Here is a 20,267-nt window from a genome sequence, read left to right as displayed (position 1 = left end):
GATGTCCGCTGACAGCGCGAACGCAGTTCTGGCCGAATTCGCCCGGGTGGCCAAGGCGATGGCCAACCCCGCGCGGCTCCACCTGCTCGACCTGCTCTCCCAGGCGGAACGCAGTGTCGACGACCTGGCCGGCACCGCGAAGATGCCCATCGGCAACACCTCCGCCCAGCTCAAGGTGTTACGCGACGCGGGCCTGGTGTGCAGCAGGAGGGAAGGCACCCGGATCTTCTACCGGCTGGCGGGTGAGGACGTGGCGCTGCTCTACGCGAACCTGCGCAGAGTGTCCAAGAAGCGCGCCCTCGAACCGGACACGGTGCGCGCCTGGTCGCTCATGGACACCCCCGAGGCGGTGATGACCAGAGAGGAACTCCTGCGTCGCAGGGGCGACGGCCGGACGATGCTGATCGACGTGCGGCCGGTCGTCGAGTACGGCACGGCGCACATCCCCGGCGCTGTGTCGATCCCCTTGGAGGACCTGCGCGAACGGATGGCCGAGATCCCGGTCGGGGTCGAGGTGGTCACCTACTGCCGCAGCTCTCACTGCCTGCTCGCGATGGAGGCCGTGTGGCTGCTGCGCTCGCACGGCAGGTGCGCGCGGCCGCTGGAAGAGGGCATGCTGGAGTGGCGCCTCCAACGGCTGCCCTGCGAGGCCGGGAGACCGCCGATCAGGAGGCCGCGTCCGGTGCGTCACGCCGAACACAGGGAGGAACTCGTGCGCGCGGCCAGGTAGGACGCGATCACCGCGGCTTCCGACAGTTGACGCTTACGCAAGGCGCGCATACGCTCCCCATATCGCGATCTGCGGCGCTCAGGCCTTGACCGGGCGCGCCGCTAACTAGGATGAGCGCCATGAGCGGAGACGTTGACGAGGTGCTGCGGGCGATCGCCGAGCCCCGGCGGCGTGCGATCCTGCGCCTCGTCGCCGCGGAGGAGCTCCCCGCCGGCCGGATCGCGGAGCACTTCGAGGTGACGAGGTCGGCCGTCTCCCAGCATCTCCAGGTGCTCAAGGACGCCGGTCTGATCATCGAGCGCCGCGACGGCACCAAACGAATCTATCGGGCCAGCGAAGACGCCCTGCAGCAGCTTCGCGAGGTCGTCGAGTCGCTGTGGCAGGAGAGCATGACCAGGGTCCGTGCGTCCATCGAGGGCGACGAGGCGGGAACACGCGATGAGAAGGCGGCCGGGTGACCGATCTGGCACACTTGGTGAGGTAATTTCGCCGCCTGCAGGGATCACGTCGATGAATACCCCCATTGAGGCCGGAATTGAACCCATCCGGCACGCGGTCATTGTTGAAGCCGATCAAAGTCGCACTTTCGGAACTTTCACCAAGAAGCTCGCCACCTGGTGGCCGATCGACTCGTTTTCGATGGAGCCGGGAAAGGTGCGGGACGTTTGCCTGGAAGAATGGGTGGGCGGCCGGATCTATGAAGTGCTCGACGACGGCAGGGAAAACGACTGGGGCCATATCCTCACCTGGGAACCGCCCCGCCTGGTCGTCTTCACGTGGGAGGTCATAGAAGGCCCGGTCTTCACCGAGGTCGAACTGCTCTTCAAGGAGCTCGGCCCGGCGCTGACGCGTGTCGAGATGACGCATCGGGGCTGGGAGAACCTCGCCCCCCTGCTGAGCGACGCCTACCTGGCCCATCGGAGCGGCTGGCCGCTCATCCTGGGCAGGTTGGAGGCCGCGCTGCGCGCCTGACGTGACCTCGGCTCCGCCCCCGGCAGAACTGCCGGGGGCGGAGCCTTTTGTGCGCATGGTAATGCGGCCGTCACGGCGCATTATTCAAAAGATCCTTTCAGGATTGGTATCCCCTGGATGGCTGCCATTCCGAGGAAAACGCCGGTTGACACCTTTTGAACGCTGTTGTTTGGTGCCCTTTGTAACGCTCTTTCTCGCGTAAAAGAGGCACCTGCAGATGCGGACTATCGGTTCATGGATGCGGCGTCCCCTGCTTCTCGGCCCGGGCGATCTCGACATGGCCAAGCGGGGCTTCCACCAGGGGGCGGCGGACGTGCGCCCGAAGCTCGAAGCGGTCGTGCGCGCCTTCGCCACCGGGTACAACGCGGTGGTCCAGGGCGGCCCGGAACGGCTCAGCCCCGCCGACACCGACCCCGTCTTGTACGGCTTCGCCGTCGAAGGCGCCGCGATGAGCTCCGCCCTCCTCGACCTCCTCACCCTCAGCGGCGGACGGCGGGTGGCGCGTCTGCACCGTTGCACCGATGACCGCTACACGCACCTCATCCACGTCGGCGTCGGCTGGGCCTACGCCCGCCTGCGCCTGACCCCCTGGACCGGCGTACGCGCGCACACCCGGATCCTGCGCTGGCTCGCCTGGGACGGCTGGGGCTTCCACGAGGCGTTCTTCCGTCCCGGCGCCGTCTTCCACGGAGCGGTGGAACGTGCCGCCCGCACGGCGGCCCGGCCGATTCGCGACCAGGGCGTCGGCCGGGCGCTGTGGTTCTACGCCGGCGCCGACCCCGCCCGCGTCAGCGAGGTGATCGACGGCTTCGCCTCCTCCCGCCGCGCCGATCTGTGGGCAGGCATCGGGCTTGCCGCCTGCTACACGGGCGCGCAGTCGTCTGCAGGCTTGGAACGGCTGGTCCAGGCTTGCGGACACCACCGGCCCCACCTGGCCCAGGGCGCCGCCTTCGCCGCCAAAGCCCGTCACCTGTCCGGTCATGTCCCGCAGAGCTGCGCCGACGCGGTGACCCACCTGACCGGAGCCACCGTCGCGCAGGCCGCCGCCTGGACCGATGACGCGCTCGCGAAACTCGCGGACAAACCGGACACCCCGGCCATCTACGAGCGCTGGCGCGAGCAGATCCGCCGTTCCTGGTCCCTTCACCCGGGAGGTGTCGCACGATGACCAGACGTCTCCGCTCCCGCGTGGCCCAGCTCGTGGCCCTCGCGCTCGTCGTCGTCGGCTGGCAGCTCAGCCGGCTCCCCGAGGTCTCCTCCGCCACCGCGTCGGCGCTCGCAAAGGAGTTCTCCTTCCAGCGCAGCCCGCTCAACACCGATGTCACCACGCGCTCCATCCGGGAGGTCGCCCCCGTCTACCGGAAGATCGACCACTGGATCTCCTCGCTCGGCGCCGCCGTGGCGCTGGCCGACCTCGACGCCAACGGCCGCGCCGACGACCTGTGCCTGGTCGACCCGCGCGACGAGTCGGTGCGGCTCATGGCCGTCCCGGGCACGGGGGAGCGCTTCTCCGGCTTCGAGCTGCGGCCGGGCGGCCTGCCGTACGACAGGACCATGGCCCCTATGGGCTGCGTGCCGGGGGACTACGACGAGGACGGCCGCCAGGACCTGCTCGTCTACTTCTGGGGCCGCTCACCGGTGCTCTACCTCAGGCAGGGGCCGGAGCTCGCGGCGTCGTCCTTCGCCGTCGAGGAGCTCGTCCAGCCGTACCAGGTCTGGAACACCAACGCCGTCACCCTCGGGGACTTCGACGGCGACGGCCACACCGACATCGCGCTCGGCAACTACTTCCCCGACCGGGCCAGGGTCCTCGACCCTACCGCGATCCAGGACGAGCTCCAGATGCAGGACTCCATGTCGGCCGCCTACAACGGCGGCAAGAACCGGCTCCTGCTGTGGCGCGGCGGCACCGCCCCCGGCACCCGGTACGGCGACGCCGCCTCCGCCTTCACCCCCGACATGGCCGACGGCTGGACCCTCGCACTCGGCGCCCAGGACCTCGACGGAGACGGCCTTCCAGAGCTGTACGTCGCCAACGACTTCGGCCCCGACCGGCTGCTGCGCAACCTCTCGACCGCGGGCAAGCCGCGCTTCCAGATCGTCGAAGGCGTCCGCCACTTCGACACGCCCAAGTCGAAGACACTCGGCCGCGACTCCTTCAAGGGCATGGGCATCGCCTTCTCCGACCTCAACCACGACGGCGCCCCCGACATGGTCGTCAGCAACATCACCGAGAACTTCGCGCTCCACGAGAGCAACTTCGCCTGGATCAGCCGCGGCCGCGCGGTCTTCGACGGCGCCACCGCGCGCTACGACGATCGCAGCGAGCCCATGGGGATCTCCAGATCCGGCTGGGGCTGGGACATGAAGATCGGCGACTTCGCGGGCGACGGCCGCACCCAGATCCTCCAGGCCACCGGCTTCATCAAGGGCGAGACCAACCGCTGGCCCGAACTGCAGGAACTTGCCATGACCAACGACGAGCTCCTCTGGAACCCGTCGATGTGGCCCCGCTTCGGCCGGACCGACGACCTGTCGGGGGACAACCCCAACCGCTTCTTCGTCCAGGGACCCGGCGGACGCCATACCGACCTGTCCGCAGAGCTCGGCGTCGACGAACGCGGACCCAGCCGCGGCTTCGCCCTCGGCGACACCGACCGCGACGGCCGCCTCGACTTCGCCGTCGCCAACCAGTGGCGGCAGTCCGCCTACTTCCACAACACTCGGGCCGCCGACCGCCCGTACCTGGGTCTCGCCCTCGTACGGCCGGCGGGCTCGTGCGCCGCCCCGTCCACGGCCACCACGCCCGCCATCGGTGCGAGCGTCCAGGTGCGCTCCGGCGCGGCCGGGCTCGCCACCACCCAGCTCTACCCGGCGGGCGGCCACGCCGGCGTCTCCGCACCGGAAGTCCTGCTGAGCCTGGCGGCCGGCAGCACGACCGCCGAGATCACCGTGCGCTGGCGCGACACCTGCGGCAAGCAGCGCAGCGCCGACGTGCGGCTCGCGCCCGGCTGGTACACCCTGCAGCTCAACTCCGACGGATCAGCACGGGAGATCACCCGATGACAGGCAAGCCCGACCCGCGCACCAGCGCCCTGCGCAGGTTCGCCGTCTCCATCACCGCGTTCAACATCCTCGGACACACCGTCCTCGGGTTCGAGCAGGCCTTCGCCACCCCGATCGCCGCCCTCGCCGTCGCCTACCTCGCCGAACTGGCGCTGGAGAAGATCGACGCGACCGCCACGGGCCGGCCGGTCAAGTACGCGGGCGGCGGGTTCCGCGGCCTCGTCGACTTCCTCCTGCCCGCGCACATCAGCGGCCTGGCCTGCGCGATGCTCCTCTACGCCAACGACCGGCTCGTGCCCGTGATGTTCGCGGTCGTCGTGGCGATCGCCAGCAAGTACCTCATCAGGGTGCGGCTGCGCGGCGCTTACAAGCACGTGCTCAACCCGTCGAACTTCGGGATCGTCGTCGTCCTGCTGGCCTTCCCCTGGGTGGGGATCGCCCCGCCGTACCACTTCACCGAGTGGGTGAGCGGGCCGGTCGACTGGGGGCTGCCCCTCGTCATCCTCGCCTCGGGGACGATGCTCAATGCGATGCTGACCAAGAAGGTGCCGCTCATCCTCGGCTGGGCCGGCGCGTTCGCGGCGCAGGCGGTGATCCGCACCGCGATCGACGGCACGGCCACGGTCACCGCCCTCACCGTCATGACCGGAACCGCCTTCATCCTCTTCACCAACTACATGATCACCGACCCGGGGACGACACCGATGAAGCCGGGACGCCAGGTGCTCTTCGGCGTCGCCGCCGCGGCCACCTACGGCCTCCTGGTCCACCTGCACATCTCCTTCGGATTGTTCTTCGCCCTGGTCATCGTCTGCGCCGTCCGCGGCGTGGCCCTGGCCACGCTCTCGCTGCGGCAGCAGCGGCAGACCACCGCCTCCGAGCCCGAGCCCGCGCTGAGCGGCGGACCGCTCGCCGCGAACAGGACGTGATCCACCATGCTCCACCCCATCGCCATCGTGGGCGCCTCGTGCCGGTATCCGGACGCGGATGACCTCGACCGCCTGTGGGAACTGGTGATGTCCGGGCGACGCGCCTTCAGGCCGCTGCCTCCGGGGCGGCTCAACCTCGACGACTACCGCGCTCCGTCCGTGCCGGAGACCGACAGCACCTACGCGCGCCACGCCGCCGTCCTAGAAGGCTGGGCGTTCGACCGGGCCAGGTTCAGGGTTCCTGGCCCCGTACACCGCGTCACCGACACCGCCCACTGGCTGGCGCTGGAGGTCGCGGCCGACGCACTCGCCTCGGCGGGGTTCGCCGACGGCAAGGGACTCGACCGCGACCGGGTCGGCGTCGTCATCGGCAACACCATGAACGGCGAGTTCGCCAGGGCGGGCGGGCTCCGGCTGCGCTGGCCGTACGTCCGCAGGCTGCTCCAGCAGGCGCTGGGGGAGGAGGGGTGGGAGGCGGAACGGCAGGCCGCGTTCGTGGCCGCGTTCGAGCGGGCTTTCAAAGCGCCCTTTCCAGAGCCGAACGACGAGAGCCTGGCGGGCGGCCTCGCCAACACCATCGCCGGGCGCATCTGCAACCACTACGACTTCCACGGCGGCGGCTACACCGTCGACGGCGCCTGCTCCTCCTCGCTGCTCGCGGTGGTCACCGCGGCCCGCGCGCTGCGGGCGGGGGAGATCGATGTCGCGGTCGCCGGTGGAGTCGACCTGAGCCTCGACCCCTTCGAGCTCGTCGGCTTCGCCCGCACCGGCGCGCTCGCCCGTGACGCGATGCGCGTCTACGACGCCGACCCCACAGGCTTCTGGCCGGGAGAGGGCTGCGGGATGGTCATCCTGATGCGGGCCGACGACGCGCTCGCCTCGGGCCGCCACCCGCTCGCGCTGATCAACGGCTGGGGCGTGTCGTCGGACGGCATGGGCGGCATCACCAGGCCCGAGCGCGCGGGCCAGCTCCTGGCGATACGGCGGGCCTACGAGCAGGCCGGTTACGGCGCGGAGACCGTCGCCTGCTTCGAGGGCCACGGCACCGGGACCGCCGTCGGCGACGCCGTCGAGATTGCCGCGCTGATCGAGGCCCAGCGCGGCAGGCGTACCACGGGCCCCGCCGCGCTGGGGTCGATCAAGGCCAACATCGGCCACACCAAAGCTGCCGCCGGAGTGGCCGGGCTGCTCAAGGCCGTCCTGGCGCTCCAGCGGCAGGTGATCCCGCCGACGACCGGCTGCGACACGCCGCACGGTCTGCTCGGCGAGCCCGGCGCGCCGCTGCGGATCGTGCGCACCGCCGAGCCCTGGCCCGAAGACCAGCCGTTGCGGGCCGGGGTCAGCGCCATGGGGTTCGGCGGGATCAACACCCACCTCACGCTGGAGAGCGCCGCGCCCAGAAGGCGACGGAGCCTCACCGCCGTGGAACGGGTGCTCGCGGCTCCGGCGCCTGACGCCGAGGTGTTCGTGTTCGCCTCCGACGACCGCGACGAGCTGGCCGCCGAGCTGGCGCGGATCGAGCGGCTGGCCGGGCAGATCTCCTTTGCCGAGCACGCCGACCTCGCCGCTGAGCTGGCCGAGCGTGCGGCGGGACCGTTCAGGCGCTTCCGCGTCGCCCTCGTGGCCGCCGACGCGGGCCAGCTCGCGCGCCGCGCGGCGACAGCAGGACGGCTGCTGGCGGGCGACGAACGGGTCGACTTCCGCATCGCCTCCGGCATCGCCCTCGGCATCGGCACCCCCGGCCGCGTGGGCCTGCTCTTCCCCGGCCAGGGCGCGCCCCTGCCAAGCCGGGTCCCCCGCGTCCCCGGCCAGGGCGCCGCCCATTCCGGGCAGCTCGCCGTTCTCATGGCCGAGCTTCCCGATCCTGCCGCTCGGGTGCCGGATACGGCGGTGGCGCAGCCGCTGATCGTTGCCGCTGCTCTCGCCGGGCTGCGCTGGCTCGACGCGCTCGGGGTCGTCGCCGGTGGCGCCGCCGGGCACAGCCTCGGTGAGATCGCCGCGCTCGCCTGGGCGGGGGTGCTCGGCCACGACGCCGCCGTGGACCTCGCCTCCGCCCGTGGCCGCATCATGTCCGAGTACGGCGCGCCCGGCACCGGCATGCTCTCCCTGCTCGCCTCGCACGAGGCCGCGAGCGCGCTGGTCACCGGCACGAGCCTCGTGGTGGCCGCCGACCACGGGCACGCCTCGGTCGTCGCCGGACCCCTGGAAGAGCTCGACCGCCTGGCCGGCCGCTGCGACGAGGCGGGCATCCGGCATCGCCGCCTCGACGTGAGCCACGCCTTCCACTCGCCCGCCTTCGCCGCCGCCGAGCCGGTGTTCCGCGGGCACCTCGCGGACGTCCCGTTCGCGGAGCCGAGAGGCACCGTCCACTCGACGATCACCGGAGCCCCGCTCAAGCCGGGCGACGACGTCGCGGCCATGCTCACCGCCCAGCTCACCGCGCCGGTCCTCTACCGGCAGGCGGTCGAGTCCCTCGCCGGATCCGTCGACCTGCTCCTAGAGGTCGGGCCCGGCCACACCCTGTCCGGCCTCACCGGCGAAATGACCGGCAAGCCCGTCCTGTCCATGGAGATCGGCGGGGAGTCGGACGTGCCGTTGTGCGGAGTGGCCGCCGCCCTGCACGCGCTCGGTGCCGCCACCGACCTGCGCCCGCTGTTCGAAGGCCGCTTCCATCGTCCCTTCGACCTCCAGCGCGAGCGGGTCTTCCTGGAGAGCCCGTGCGAGCAGGCGCCGGTGCTGCCCGCCGTACCGCGGCAGCTTCCCGAGGAGGAGTCCCAAACCGCCGTGACCCATGGGCATCCGGCGTCCGCAGTACGAGATCTCGTCGCGGTCGCATTGGAACTCCCGGCCGAGGCAATCGACGACGGTGACCGGCTGCTGAGCGACCTGCACCTCAACTCGCTGCGGGTGGTTCAGCTCGCCGCGCAGGCCGCCGCCTCGTGCGGGCGGGCCGTCCCGGTCGAGCCGCTCGTCCTGGCCGACGTGACGGTCACGGACCTCATCGCCTACATCGAGGCGCTGCCCGAGGCGGACGCCGACGCCGACGCGGGCTTCCCCGGCGTCGCCCCCTGGCACCGGCTGCTGCGCAGGCGGCTCAGCCCTGCCGCCGTGGCGGGCGAGACCGTCGACCTCACCTGGCGGGTCGGCGGCGGCGGCCCGCTGCGCGCGGAGATCGAGCCGTCGCTCCACCTGGGCGAGGCCGAGGCCGAGGCCGAGCTGTACTTCCTGCCCGAGGACCCGGACGACGACGCCGTCGCTGGGCTCGTCGCCGCCGCGCGGAGCGCCGTGGATCTGCACCGTCCACTCACCGTTGTCGACCACGGTGACACCGCCTCCGGCTTCCTCGCCGGCATCTGCCAGGAGCATCCGGGGCAGGCCATGCGCTGGATCGGCGTCTCCGGGGCCGGCGCGGCGCCTGCCGTACGGGGGCTCCTGCGCCGCCCCGCCTCGGGCTTCAGCGAACTCGTGGTCGCCACCGGCGAGGTGAACGACGTCTCCTACGAGCCCTTGCCCACCCCCGCCGCCGGCTCGCCGATCGGGCCCGACGACGTCGTCCTCGTCACCGGCGGTGGCAAGGGCATCGGCTTTCAGACCGCCCTGTCACTCGGCCGCGCCACCGGAGCCTTCCTCGTGCTGCTCGGCAGGAGCGACCCCGCCGCCGACGAGGAGCTCGCCGCCAACTTGGCGGCGCTCGACGGGGTACGGCACGCCTACGCCCGCGCCGACGTCACCGACCGCGCGGCCCTGCGCGCGGCGCTGGCACGGGCGACCGCCGTCTCGGGACCGGTCACCGTCGTCGTGCACAGCAGCGGGATCAACGAGCCGCGGCGCTTCCTCGACCTGGGCGACGACGACTACGCCCGGCACAGCGCGCCCAAACACGAGGCCCTGCGTCACCTGCTCGACCTCCTCGACCTCGGCTGCCTGCGCGTGCTGGTGACTTACGGGTCGGTGATCGGCCGGTTCGGCCTTCCGGGCGAGGCCCACTACGCGCTCGCCAACGGCCGCCTGCGCGAGCTCGCCCGCGTGCTGGCCGCCCGGCTCCCCGACTGCGTGGTGCGCAACATCGACTGGACCGCCTGGTCCGGCGCGGGCATGGGCGAGCGGCTCGACGTGCTCGACGGCCTCATGCGCGCCGGCGTCGTGCCGCTCCCCGTCGAGCGCGGCCTCGACCTGCTCCACGAGGCACTCAGCGGACCGCCCGGCACCTGGAACGTGCTGGCCACCGGCCGGCTGCCTCAGCTCCAGTCGGCCCCGGGGCCCGGACCGGAGTCGGGTTTCGCCAGGATCCCGGTCTTCGTCCCCGGCGTCGAGGCCGTCGCGGAGGTCGACCTCGACCCGGTCCGCGACGGCTACCTGGCCGACCACCTGATCGACGGGCTGCGCGTCCTGCCCGCCGTCGTCGCGATGGAACTGATGGCGCGCACGGCCGAACTGCTCACCGGCGAGCGCCCCGCCCATCTCGCCGACTGCGCCTTCGACCGCCCCGTGATCGTGCCCGAGGAGGGGCGGACCCTGCGCGTCTGCGCCCTGGCCCGGGGAGAGGACGCCGTCGAGGTGGTCGTCCGCAGTGACGAGACCGGATATGCGGTCGACCACTTCTCGGCGCGGGTCATGCGCACCCCGGGCGGCCCCGGCCTCACCGTTCCGAGCGGGCCGAGGGCCGAACAGCCCCTGCACGGGGGACGGCAGCTCTACGGCCCGACCTTCTTCCACGGGCCGCTGTTCCAGCGCCTGCGGCACTACGAGCACTTGGAGGCCACGGCGTGCGTCGCCGTCCTCGACACCGACCGGCGATGGGACCCCGCCGAACGGCTCGTGCTCGGCGACCCCACCGTCAACGACGCGGCCATCCACGTCCTGCAGGCATGCGTCCCCAACCGGCGGCTGCTCCCGGTGGCCTGCGAGGCGTTCGCCCTGCACTCCTCCGCCGAGACACCCGAGCTCGTGCTCTCCGCGGCCGAACGGCACAGGCGCGGCACCGACCATGTCTACGACGTGATCGTCCGCGACCGGCGCGGATGGCCGGTGATGAGCTGGCGCGGCCTGTGCCTGCGCGACATCGGGCCACTGGAGCCGCCCGCGTGGCCCGCCGTCCTCGTCGGGCCCTACCTGCAGCGCAGCATCGAGGCGCTGCTGCCGGACAGCCCCGTGCAGGTCGGCGTCACCCCCAAGACCGGTGGCCGCACCGCGGGCCGCGGCTCCGAGACCGACCGGGGCGTACGGCGGAGCCACCTCGACCGGTGGGTCCTGCGCGTTACCGGCCCCGCCGCCCTCGCCTGCGACTGGGAGTGGGTGGAGCCCGGCATCGAGATCCATCCGCAGGCGCTCGCGGCGGCCAGGCAGATCGCCGAGCTGACCGGCGAGCCGTCCGAGCACACCGCCGCCCGCCTCTGGACGGTCAGGGAATGCCTGTCCAAGCACGGCCACGCCCTGTCGCAGGCCCCGCTGACCGTCCAGGGCGCCTACGAACAGGGCTGGCTGCTCCTCAGAAGCGGGTTCACGCAGCTCGCCTGCAGCGTCCTGCAGGTCGAAGGGGAATCCAGGCCGATCGCCGTCTCCGTCATGGTGAAGGGAGGATCATGAGGCGGACCTTCGCCTACGAGCACACGGTGACTTTCGTCGACACGAATCTCGTCGGCAATGTGTACTTCGCCAACTACCTGATCTGGCAGGGCGCGTGCCGTGAGCGCTTCCTGGCCGAGCACGCGCCGGGCGTCATCGAGCGACTGGCCGCCGACCTCGCGCTGGTGACGGTGTCGTGCTCGTGCGAGTTCTTCGCCGAACTGGTGGCCTTCGACCGCGTGTCGGTCAGGATGAGCCTGCGCGGTGTCGAGTTCAACCGGATCGCGATGGGCTTCGACTACGTGCGGCTCAACACCGGGCCGGGCCAGCTCGTCGCCCGCGGCGCGCAGACGGTCGCCTGCATGAAGCGGGTCGACGGCGAACTGGTCTCCGTCGACGTGCCGGACGACCTGCTCAGGGCGCTCGACGCCTACGCCGTCCACCCAGGCCGGCGCTGATATGGGACGCTTCGCCGTGGGTGTGGTGGGCTGCGGCTCCATGGGGTCGGCGCTCGCCGAGGCGCTCATTCTCGGCGGGCAGCGGGTCCTGCTCGCCGGAGGGCTGGGGCGCACGGCCGCCGCGCTCGCCGCGACGCTGCCCGGCGCGCACGCCGTCCCGCCCGAGGTCCTGGCCCGCGACAGCGCGATCGTCTTCCTCGCGACCAGGCTCCCGGTCAGTCGCCGCGAGGTGGCGCCGCTCCTGCGCGGTCCTCTCGAAGGCACCGTCGTCGTCGACCTGTCCAACCCCGAGCCCGCCGACCTGCGCGACCCGGAGTACGACTCGGCGGGGGAACTGGTCGCCGAGCTGTTCCCCCGCAGTTCCGTCGTCAAGGCGCTCAACTGCGTGTCCGCCAGACGCCTGCGCGCGCTCGCCCACGGAGCCCCCGCGCCGACCGTCCCCATCGCCGGGAACGACCCCGCGGCCAAGCAATGCGTCTCCTACCTCCTCGAACGCCTCGGATTCGACGTCGCCGACGCCGGACCGCTGCACACCAGCAAGTGGATCGAAGGCCTGGCCGCACTGCTGCGCACGTTGGCCGAGCAGGAAGGGCTGGGCGACGCGGTGGGGTTCCGCCTCCTCCGCGCCGACATGACCGCCAATGATCAGACAGGAGTGAGACGGTGACCGATCTCCACGCACCCCCCATCGCGCCGGGCCGTACCGCACGTGGCAGGCGGGTCCTGGCCTTCAGCGCGCTCGCCGGATTCGCGTTGACGGTGATCTGGTCGGCGCCCTTCGTCGACAAGGTCATCGGCGACAATGTCACCGGAGCCGTGATCGGGCATGACCCGAAGGCCGCCATCGCCGGGCCTCTCGCGGGCGTGCTGTTCGCCTTCGCCAGCGGCCTGGGCGGCACGTTCACCGCCTGCAACATCGCCGCGCTCGGCGCGGTCGCCCCGCTGCTCGGCGAGCCGCGGCCGCTCAGGAGCAGGCTCATGCTGGCGCTGCCGCCGCTCGCGTGGCTGGTCGCCGGGATGGCCGTGGTGTCGGCGCTCTACGGCGTGATCGTCGCGCTGTTCGGCACGAACATGCCCCAGTACTCGACGGCAAGCGCCGCCGCGGGCGCTCTGCCCCCGCGTCTCGTGCAGTCGATGGTGGTGTTCGGGATCATCGGGCTCGTGCTGATCTACCTCGGGCTGGCGGCGCTCGGCATCGTCAAGGACCCGCTGGAGGCGGCTGAGCGGCGCTTCCCGTACGCGCGCACCGCCTTCATGGGGGTGATCATCGGCGCCTTCCTGGTCGGCCGTCCCTTCGGGCTCTACCGGCAACTCTTCCGGGACGTCGCGGACAGCGGCCATCCGATGTACGGGGCGGTGGCCTTCGTGCTGCAGTCGCTCGGGAACATCGTGGTGCTCTCGCTGATCTTCCTGGTGCTGACGGCGGCGCTGGGCAGCCGGGTGCAGCGCTGGCTGGCGGCCGAGCCGGGACGCGCCGCGCTGCTGACCGCCTCGGCCTTCCTGGTCGCCGGTGTCTTCACCTTCCTCTACTGGGACGTCCGGCTGTTGGCCAGGACAGGCGTGATCTGGTATCCGACCCTGTGGTAGACCGCTTCATGACCGTCAAATTGCCCTCGCCGTGCCCGGTCGTCCTCGTGGGACTGGGCGCGGCCGGGAAGTCCACCTGGACGGAGGCGCACGGCCGCTCGCCGGCCCCCGGCACGTCGCCGAGCTCGTCAAGACGTGGCGGGGGCCGGGGCGGTCCTCAGCCGAAGAGGCCCGCGGGCTGGGTCTGGGGGTTGAATTCCCTATAGCGCGTCAGCCCCGCGCTCCGGGTGCGCGGGTCCCCGAGCTCCAGGACGTCGAGCCCAAGCTGGGTGTCGGCCACGTAGATGAAGCCGTTGTAGTAGTAGGCCGACCAGGCGCCGCCGAGGATGAGCTGAGTGGGGGAGAGCGGCCCGCGGTCGAAGTGGGCGATCTCGCGCGGTCGCCGCGGATCGGTGAACTCCCACACCGACACGCCGCCCTGGTACCACGCCTGGACCATGATGTCCCGGCCGAGCACGGGCATGATCGATCCGTAGTGGGCGACGCAGTTCTCGGTCTGGCCTTGCTCGCGCGGAAGCTTGTAGTAACCCCGTTTGACCAGCGTGCGCTGGTCGCCGTACCCCGTGATCGAGTAGATCGCGTTCGCGCCCCTGGTGGCTCCCGTCGCGGCGGTGCAGGTGGGGGCGAAGCCCCCGCCGAGCTCGTCGCCGAACACCACCGTGTCGCCGCGCTGGTTGAAGACGGCCGAGTGCCAGAAGGCGAAGTTCTCGGTGTCCTGGACGCGGGTGATGACGCGCGGGCGGAGCGGGTCGGCGATGTCCATGAGCAGGCCGTCGCCCATGCAGGCGCCCGCCATGAGGTTCTTGGCCGGGTAGGCGGTCAGGTCGTGGCAGCCCGTGGTGGGATACCAGGTGCTGCCGGTGCCGCCCGGGTTGCCGCCGTCGGGGAAGAGCACGGGCTCGGCGACGATCGCGGCCTGCTCCGGCCGGCCGAGCGGCACCTCGATGATCGAGATCTTGTCGTGGGGCGCGGCACACCCGTTGGTCTCCTGGCCGATCAGGTAGGAGGAGACGTAGAGGAAGACGCTGCCGCGATGGCGGCCCCTGCCGGGGACGAGCGTGTTGGTATGGGAGCCGCAGGGCGTCGCGATCGACCGCACGTAGCGCGGGTTCGCGGGATCGCCGATGTCGAAGATCTTGATGCCCTCCCATCCGCCGGCGGGGGAGGGCGTGCTGGCGCAGGAGTCGTCGCTACGCGGCTCGTCGGTCGACAGGAAGAGCAGCGAGCCGGAGACCGACACGTCGTTCTGCGCGCCCGGGCACAGGACCCGCGCCGCGGTCTTCGGCCGGCGCGGGTCGCCGATGTCGTAGACGGTGAAGCCGGCGAAGTTGCCCGCGATCGCGTGACGGCCGGTGAAGGCCAGGTCGGTGGTCGGAGTGGACATGCCGTCGAACGGCGGCTGTTTGGGCACGTTCGCGAGGTGGCGGATGTTGGCGCTCATCGAGGGCGGCTCCGGCGGCGCGGTCGCCATGGCGGTGGTCAGTGCCAGGAGTACGGCGGCTGACAGGGCGATGGGTCTTCTCGACATGACTCCAGTGGATTACTTTATAAATATATAGTCAATGCTCTCGCCCTGAAATGACAGTTGACGCTTTCGAAAGCTTTGGCTTACGTTTAGAGCGCGCAGCGGCCCGGAGCGCTGCCGTCCTCACCATCTGTCTGGTCTGGAGTCGCCATGACGGTCAATGACAGTTCTTCCTCGGGGTTCTCGCCGGAACGGCAACGCTGGACCCTGATCCTCGCCTCTTTCGCCTCCTTCATGGTCGGCCTGGACGTGCTCGTGGTCACGACCGCCCTGCCGACGCTCCACGAGGAGCTCGCTGCCGGTGTGGCGGGTCTCGGCTGGACCGTGAGCGCCTACGAGCTGGGCTTCGCCGCCTTCATCCTCACCGGCGCGGCGCTCGGCGACCGGTTCGGGCGGCGCACGCTGTTCGTCATCGGCATCGGGCTCTTCACCCTCAGCTCGGCGCTGTGCGCGCTCAGCACCTCCATCGACGTTCTGATCGCCGCCCGATCGCTGCAGGGCATCGGCGGCGGCATCGCGATCGCGCTCGCTCTCGCCGTCATCACCGACGCCACTCCGCCCGAGGCGCGCGGCGCCGCCTTCGGCGTCTGGGGCGCCATCTCCGGTGTGGCCGTGGCCGCGGGACCGCTCGTGGGCGGCCTCGTCATCCAGGGCCTGGCCTGGCAGTGGATCTTCTGGCTGAACGTCCCCGTCGGCGTGATCCTCATCGTGCTGAGCCTGATGAAGATCAGTGAGACGCACGGTGTGCGGCGCTCGATCGACCTGCTCGGGCTGGTGCTGGCCACGCTCGGCGTCTTCGGCGTCGCCCAGTCGCTCATCCGCGGCGGCGAGGCCGGCTGGACCTCGCCCACCATCCTCGCCGGCTTCATCGGCGGCGCCATCGCGCTGATCCTCTTCGTCGTCTGGCAGGCCAAAGCCTCCAGTCCGATGATGCCGCTCGCCATCTTCCGCAACCGCGGCTTCACCGGCGGCTGCCTGTCCGGCTTCGTCCTCGCCGCCGCCCTGTACGGCAACGGCTTCGTCTTCGCCCAGTACCTCCAGCTCGTGGAGGGCAACGACCCGCTCGGGGTCGGCATCAGGCTGCTGCCCTGGGTGGCGCTTGCGCTGTTCATCTCGCCCATCGCGGGCAAGCTCGCCGACAGCATGGGCGAGCGCCCGCTGGTCATCCTCGGACTGCTCCTGCACGGCGGCGGCTTCCTCGCCATCGCGCTGATGGCCTCGGCCGGAACCGGCTACGGTCCGATGATCGCCCCGCTGCTCGCCGCGGGCGTGGGCGTCGCCATCGCCTTCCCCACGGTCGCCTCGGCCGTCATGCGCTCGGTCAGCCCCATGGAGGCCGGTGTGGCGGCTGGCGTGAGCAACACGATCCGGCAGGTCGGCGCCGTCTTCGGCGTGGCCATGGTGGCGGCGATCTTCACCGCGCAGGGCGGATACGGATCCAACGCGACCTTCGTGGCGGGCTTCACCCCCGCCACGATCGCGCTTGCCGTCCTCACCCTCGCCGGCGTGCTGGCCGCGGCCGTCATCCGCAAGCCCGCACCGCACGCCATGCCCGCCTCCCCCGACATGCAGCCGGGCGGCGCGGCCTCCTGACCGGAGTGCCCCCAGGAGCCGCTACGCCCCCGTCCCGGCTCCCGGGACGCTCCCCGAGACGTCCGGTCCCCCGTGGGCCGGACCCACCGAAGAACCCGTCACGCAGGAAGGAATCATCATGGGCAAGCCCATCGCCTGGTTCGACCTCACCTCCAAGAACGCCGCCACCTCGCGCGCGTTCTACTCCGAGATCTTCGGCTGGAAGATCGACGTCGACCCGCAGATGAACTACGGCATGGTCGACACAGGAGCGGGAGAGGGCATCCCCGGCGGCATCGGCGAGGGTGACAGTGCCTCGCTGGTCATGTACATCGTCGTCGACGACGCCGAGGCGACCCTGAAGGCCATCGAGGCGCAGGGCGGCGAGCGCGTCACCCCGCCATACGAGATCCCGGGCATCGGCACGATGGCCACCTTCAAGGACCCGGACGGCCTGCAGGTCGGCCTGTGGCAGCGCTGAACCGCCACCGGCATGCACCGGGGTGAGACGGACGGGGAACCGGGCGGAGCGGAACTCGACGTCGTCCTCCGGGCGATAGCCGAGCCGACCCGCCGGGCGATCCTCCATCTCATCGCCGCCACCGAACGGCCGGCCGGGGAGATCGCGGAGCACTTCGCGGTCACCCGGTCGGCGGTGTCGCAACATCTCAAGGTCCTGCGGGAGGCCCACCTCGTCACCGAGCGCCGACAGGGCACCCGGCGGCTCTACCGCGCCAGCCCGGCGACGATCTCCAAACTGCGCGAGTTCGTCGAAGACATCTGGCAGGCAGGCTTCGACCTGGCGAAACAGGCGGCGGAAGGACCGCATGACAGCGGACGACCGGCATCGCCCTCGCGGGTTCTCCCTCCCGGCGGCCCCCCGTCGTACGGCGGAGCCGGCGTGAGCGGCGATGCCGGCCCCGGCGACCAGGACCCCGGCGCGGGACGCGGCCGGGGTCCGAACAAGGAGCGAGCATGGTGGAGCGTCTGGGCGCCCGCGCCAGGCAGGTCCTCGTCCTGGCCGAGGAAGAGGCCAGGATGTTCAACCACAACACGATCGGGACGGAGCACATCCTCCTCGGCCTGGTGCAGGCGGGCGGGATCGCCGGAGACCTGCTCACCGATCTGGACATCGACCTTGAGGCCGTCCACAGCGAGGTGGAGAAGGTCGTGGGCCGCGGCCAGGTTTTCTCCGCCGGGAGCATGAACCTGAGCTCCCGCGCCGCCGCCCTTCTCGGCCGTTCCAGCGAGGAAGCCGCCCGGCTGGGGCAGGACGAGATCGACGGCGAGCACATCCTGCTCGGCATGCTGAGCGATGAGGAGGATCCTGGCACGCTCGCCCTGAAAGGGCTGGGCGTGGAGACGGACCTGCTCAGAGGCAGGATCCTGGCGGCGCTCGACCGGTCGGCGCGGCCCGGGGGAAGGCCGGACCGGCCCGTGCGCCCCGTGGACGTCCTGCTGGGACGCTTCGGCCGCGACCTGACCGACGCGGCGCGGGCGGGCGAGTTCGACCCGGTGCTCGGCCGGGAGTCCGAACTCGACCGGCTGGTCCAGGTGCTCCTGCGCAGGACGAAGAACAGCCCGCTGCTCCTGGGCGGGCCAGGCGTGGGCAAGACCGCGCTGGTGGAGGCGCTGGCCTGCCGGATCGCCGAGGGCCAGGTGCCCGACGGGCTCCGTGAGGTGCGCCTGTACGCGCTCGACCTCGGCTCCCTGCTGGCCGGAGCGAGCCGCCGGGGCGTCTTCGAGGAACGGTTGAAGACGGTGCTCACCGAGGCGCGCGACGACGGTGAGATCGTCCTGTTCCTGGACGAGGTGCACGCCCTGGTCGGAGCGGGCGACAGCAGCGGCGGCCTCGACGCGTCCGCCCTGGTGAAGCCGCTCCTGGAGCGAGGCGAGCTGAGGCTCATCGGCGCGACGACCCCGGAGGAGTATCGCTCCCGGATCGCGGGCGACGCCGCGCTCGGCCGCCGCTTCCAGGTGGTGGCGATCGAGCCCCCGACCGTCGCGGGCACGATCGAGATGCTCGAAGGACTGCGACCGCGCTACGAGAGCCACCACGGCGTGACGATCACGGACGCCGCGCTGGTCGCCGCCACCCGCCTGACCGACCGGCACGTGCGCGGCCGCCTGCTGCCCGACAAGGCCGTGGACGCCGTCGACGAGGCCTGCGCGCTGGCCCGCATCAGAGGGACCGCGCGGGAGGTGACCGAGGATCTCGTGCGCGAGGTCGTGGCCGCGACCGCGGGTGTCCCGCTCGAACGCCTCGGCGAGGACGACCTGCGCAGGCTGCGCGACCTGGAGACCGAGCTGCGCCGCCGCGTCGTCGGCCAGGATGCCGCGATCGCCTCGGTCAGCGCGGCCATCCGGCGTTCCCGCGCCGGAGTCGCCGACCCCGACCGGCCGATCGGCTCGTTCCTGTTCGCCGGTCCCTCAGGAGTCGGGAAGTCGCTGCTGGCCAAGGCGCTCGCGGAGGTGCTGTCCGGCAGTGAGGACGCGCTCGTCCAGATCGACATGGGCGAATACGCCGAGAGCCACGCCGTCTCCAGCCTCGTCGGCGCGCCGCCCGGATACGAGGGCTTCGAAGCGGGCGGGCTGCTCACCCGCGCCGTGGAGCGCTCGTCCGGCGTGGTGCTCTTCGACGAGATCGAGAAGGCCCACCCGGCCGTCCTCGACATCCTCCTCCAGATCCTCGAAGAGGGCAGGATCGGCTCGGGCGACGGGCGGACGACGAGCTTCACCGGCTCCGTCGTCATCATGACCACCAACCTCGGTACGGCGGAGGCCGGCGCCCCCCGCGGTTTCGCCTCGGAGCGGCACGAGGACAGGCGGGCCGCGATCACCGGTGAGCTGAGGCGGAGTCTGCGACCCGAGCTGCTCAACCGCGTCGACGAGGTCGTGGTGTTTTCCGCCCTCGGCGCCGCCGAACTGCTCGCCGTACTGGATCTGGAGGTCAACGCGCTGGCCGACCGGTTCCTGCGCGGCGCGGGCGCGATCCTCGACGTCACGCCGCAGGCCAGGCGGTGCCTACTCGCGTCGTGCCACGATCCGGGTCTGGGGGCGCGTCCGTTGCGGCGCGTGGTGCAGCGGGAGCTGGACGACCTGCTGTCGTCCGTGCTGATCCAGAACGCCGTCCGCGCGGGACAGCGGGTGAGCGTCACCTCGGAGGACGGGGTGACGCTCAAGTTGACTATCACCTAGTGACGGGCACCCGGCGAACTCCGGTCGTCAGCCGGTGACGGGCGTCTCGCCGAGCTCCGCGAGCTGTCCCAGGGTGGTCAGCCCGAGCGCGCTCGCCATCCTGGTCACCCAGTTGAACTGGCAGGCGGTCCACACCGCCTCCAGGAGCTGGCCGTCGCTCCATCCGGCCGCACGCGCGTCGGCGAAGTCGTCGTCGGTGATCCGGTACGCCTGGTGGGTGACCTGGGCCGCCAGCCTGAGCAGGATCCTGGTGGCTTCGGGCAACGGCATGTCGTCGATCTCCGCGTGCCGGAGGCTGGCCTCCATCCGCTCGTCCGCTCCGACCAGCCGCAGGAACAGCACGTGCGCGTCCACGCAGTACGCGCACGAGACCTCGCGCGCGACGAAGGCCGCGATGAGCTCCTTGACGTCGCGCTCCAGCAGCCCGGCGCCGAAGACCGAGCGGTAGCCGTCCCAGAACACCTGGAGGAACTCCGGCCGGGTGCTCACCAGCTTGAACACGTCGGGGACGAGACCGAGGCCGAAGTGCTCGCGCATCTCGGCATACAGGGTGGCGGTCACACCTTCCGCCCGGCTCTCATTGATCACGGGCAGGCGGACGCTTTCAGGCTCCATGCGCTCTCCTCGTGGACCGAGTGGCTATTCTCATGGTCTATGTATAATTA

The 20,267-nt window shown here is 71.4% G+C and carries 15 protein-coding genes and 1 pseudogene; 14 read left to right on the top strand and 2 right to left on the bottom strand.

Annotated features, from left to right (window positions below; all coding sequences use genetic code 11):
* Window position 1: 1 nt before the first annotated feature.
* From ACBR40_RS14885 to ACBR40_RS14840, 10 genes are all read left to right on the top strand, one after another.
* Complete coding sequence (locus ACBR40_RS14885) at window positions 2–730, top strand: metalloregulator ArsR/SmtB family transcription factor (protein WP_091088554.1); 729 nt, start codon at window positions 2–4, stop codon at window positions 728–730.
* 119 nt (window positions 731–849) lie between these two features.
* On the top strand, window positions 850–1,188 hold the full coding sequence (locus tag ACBR40_RS14880; RefSeq protein WP_091088552.1) for a helix-turn-helix transcriptional regulator: 339 nt from the start codon (window positions 850–852) through the stop codon (window positions 1,186–1,188).
* Window positions 1,189–1,240: 52 nt separating this feature from the next.
* Window positions 1,241–1,702 carry an SRPBCC domain-containing protein gene (locus ACBR40_RS14875; protein WP_091088549.1) on the top strand — a complete coding sequence of 154 codons (462 nt, stop codon included), beginning with the start codon at window positions 1,241–1,243 and terminating at the stop codon, window positions 1,700–1,702.
* Window positions 1,703–1,940: 238 nt separating this feature from the next.
* The gene (locus ACBR40_RS14870; RefSeq protein WP_371249046.1) at window positions 1,941–2,870 is read left to right on the top strand and encodes a DUF1702 family protein; all 930 of its coding nucleotides are present in this window, start codon (window positions 1,941–1,943) and stop codon (window positions 2,868–2,870) included.
* Window positions 2,867–4,768, top strand: coding sequence for a CRTAC1 family protein (locus ACBR40_RS14865; RefSeq protein WP_371249045.1), 1,902 nt, complete (start codon window positions 2,867–2,869; stop codon window positions 4,766–4,768). Before ACBR40_RS14870 ends, ACBR40_RS14865 begins: the two co-directional genes overlap by 4 nt.
* Entirely contained in the window at window positions 4,765–5,697 is a 933-nt protein-coding gene (locus tag ACBR40_RS14860) for an enediyne biosynthesis protein UnbU (protein ID WP_091088542.1), read from the top strand. The genes ACBR40_RS14865 and ACBR40_RS14860 overlap by 4 nt, the downstream gene beginning before the upstream one ends.
* A gap of 6 nt (window positions 5,698–5,703) precedes the next feature.
* On the top strand, window positions 5,704–11,283 hold the full coding sequence (locus ACBR40_RS14855) for an SDR family NAD(P)-dependent oxidoreductase (RefSeq protein WP_371249044.1): 5,580 nt from the start codon (window positions 5,704–5,706) through the stop codon (window positions 11,281–11,283).
* On the top strand, window positions 11,280–11,720 hold the full coding sequence (locus ACBR40_RS14850) for a thioesterase family protein (protein ID WP_091088537.1): 441 nt from the start codon (window positions 11,280–11,282) through the stop codon (window positions 11,718–11,720). The genes ACBR40_RS14855 and ACBR40_RS14850 overlap by 4 nt, the downstream gene beginning before the upstream one ends.
* Before the next feature lies 1 nt (window position 11,721).
* A complete protein-coding gene (locus ACBR40_RS14845) occupies window positions 11,722–12,387 on the top strand; it encodes an NADPH-dependent F420 reductase (protein ID WP_371249043.1) in 666 nt (221 codons plus the stop codon).
* A complete protein-coding gene (locus ACBR40_RS14840) occupies window positions 12,384–13,307 on the top strand; it encodes a hypothetical protein (protein WP_371249042.1) in 924 nt (307 codons plus the stop codon). The genes ACBR40_RS14845 and ACBR40_RS14840 overlap by 4 nt, the downstream gene beginning before the upstream one ends.
* 157 nt (window positions 13,308–13,464) lie before the next feature.
* Here ACBR40_RS14840 and ACBR40_RS14835 read toward each other — a convergent pair whose 3' ends face one another.
* Window positions 13,465–14,835, bottom strand: coding sequence for an LVIVD repeat-containing protein (locus tag ACBR40_RS14835; protein WP_371249041.1), 1,371 nt, complete (start codon window positions 14,833–14,835; stop codon window positions 13,465–13,467).
* A gap of 147 nt (window positions 14,836–14,982) precedes the next feature.
* On the opposite strand from ACBR40_RS14835, the gene ACBR40_RS14830 reads away from it, so the two are divergent.
* The 4 genes and pseudogenes from ACBR40_RS14830 (at window position 14,983) to ACBR40_RS14815 (ending at window position 19,602) form a co-directional block, all read left to right on the top strand.
* Entirely contained in the window at window positions 14,983–16,425 is a 1,443-nt protein-coding gene (locus tag ACBR40_RS14830; protein ID WP_371249040.1) for a DHA2 family efflux MFS transporter permease subunit, read from the top strand.
* Between the two features lie 118 nt (window positions 16,426–16,543).
* Window positions 16,544–16,885 (top strand): VOC family protein, encoded by a 342-nt coding sequence (locus ACBR40_RS14825; protein ID WP_091088525.1) that lies wholly within the window; start codon window positions 16,544–16,546, stop codon window positions 16,883–16,885.
* Between the two features lie 12 nt (window positions 16,886–16,897).
* Window positions 16,898–17,149: pseudogene (locus ACBR40_RS14820) on the top strand (ArsR/SmtB family transcription factor); the annotation flags it as partial.
* Between the two features lie 230 nt (window positions 17,150–17,379).
* Entirely contained in the window at window positions 17,380–19,602 is a 2,223-nt protein-coding gene (locus ACBR40_RS14815) for an AAA family ATPase (RefSeq protein WP_371249039.1), read from the top strand.
* Window positions 19,603–19,629: 27 nt separating this feature from the next.
* Here ACBR40_RS14815 and ACBR40_RS14810 read toward each other — a convergent pair whose 3' ends face one another.
* The gene (locus ACBR40_RS14810) at window positions 19,630–20,217 is read right to left on the bottom strand and encodes a carboxymuconolactone decarboxylase family protein (protein WP_371249038.1); all 588 of its coding nucleotides are present in this window, start codon (window positions 20,215–20,217) and stop codon (window positions 19,630–19,632) included.
* Window positions 20,218–20,267 lie beyond the last annotated feature (50 nt).

It is taken from the genome of Nonomuraea sp. AD125B (genome assembly GCF_041402765.1).
Classification (GTDB): Bacteria; Actinomycetota; Actinomycetes; order Streptosporangiales; family Streptosporangiaceae; genus Nonomuraea; species Nonomuraea bangladeshensis.
The sequence above is the reverse complement of the archived record's forward strand: the minus strand, read 5'-3'. Positions and strand labels throughout refer to the sequence as shown.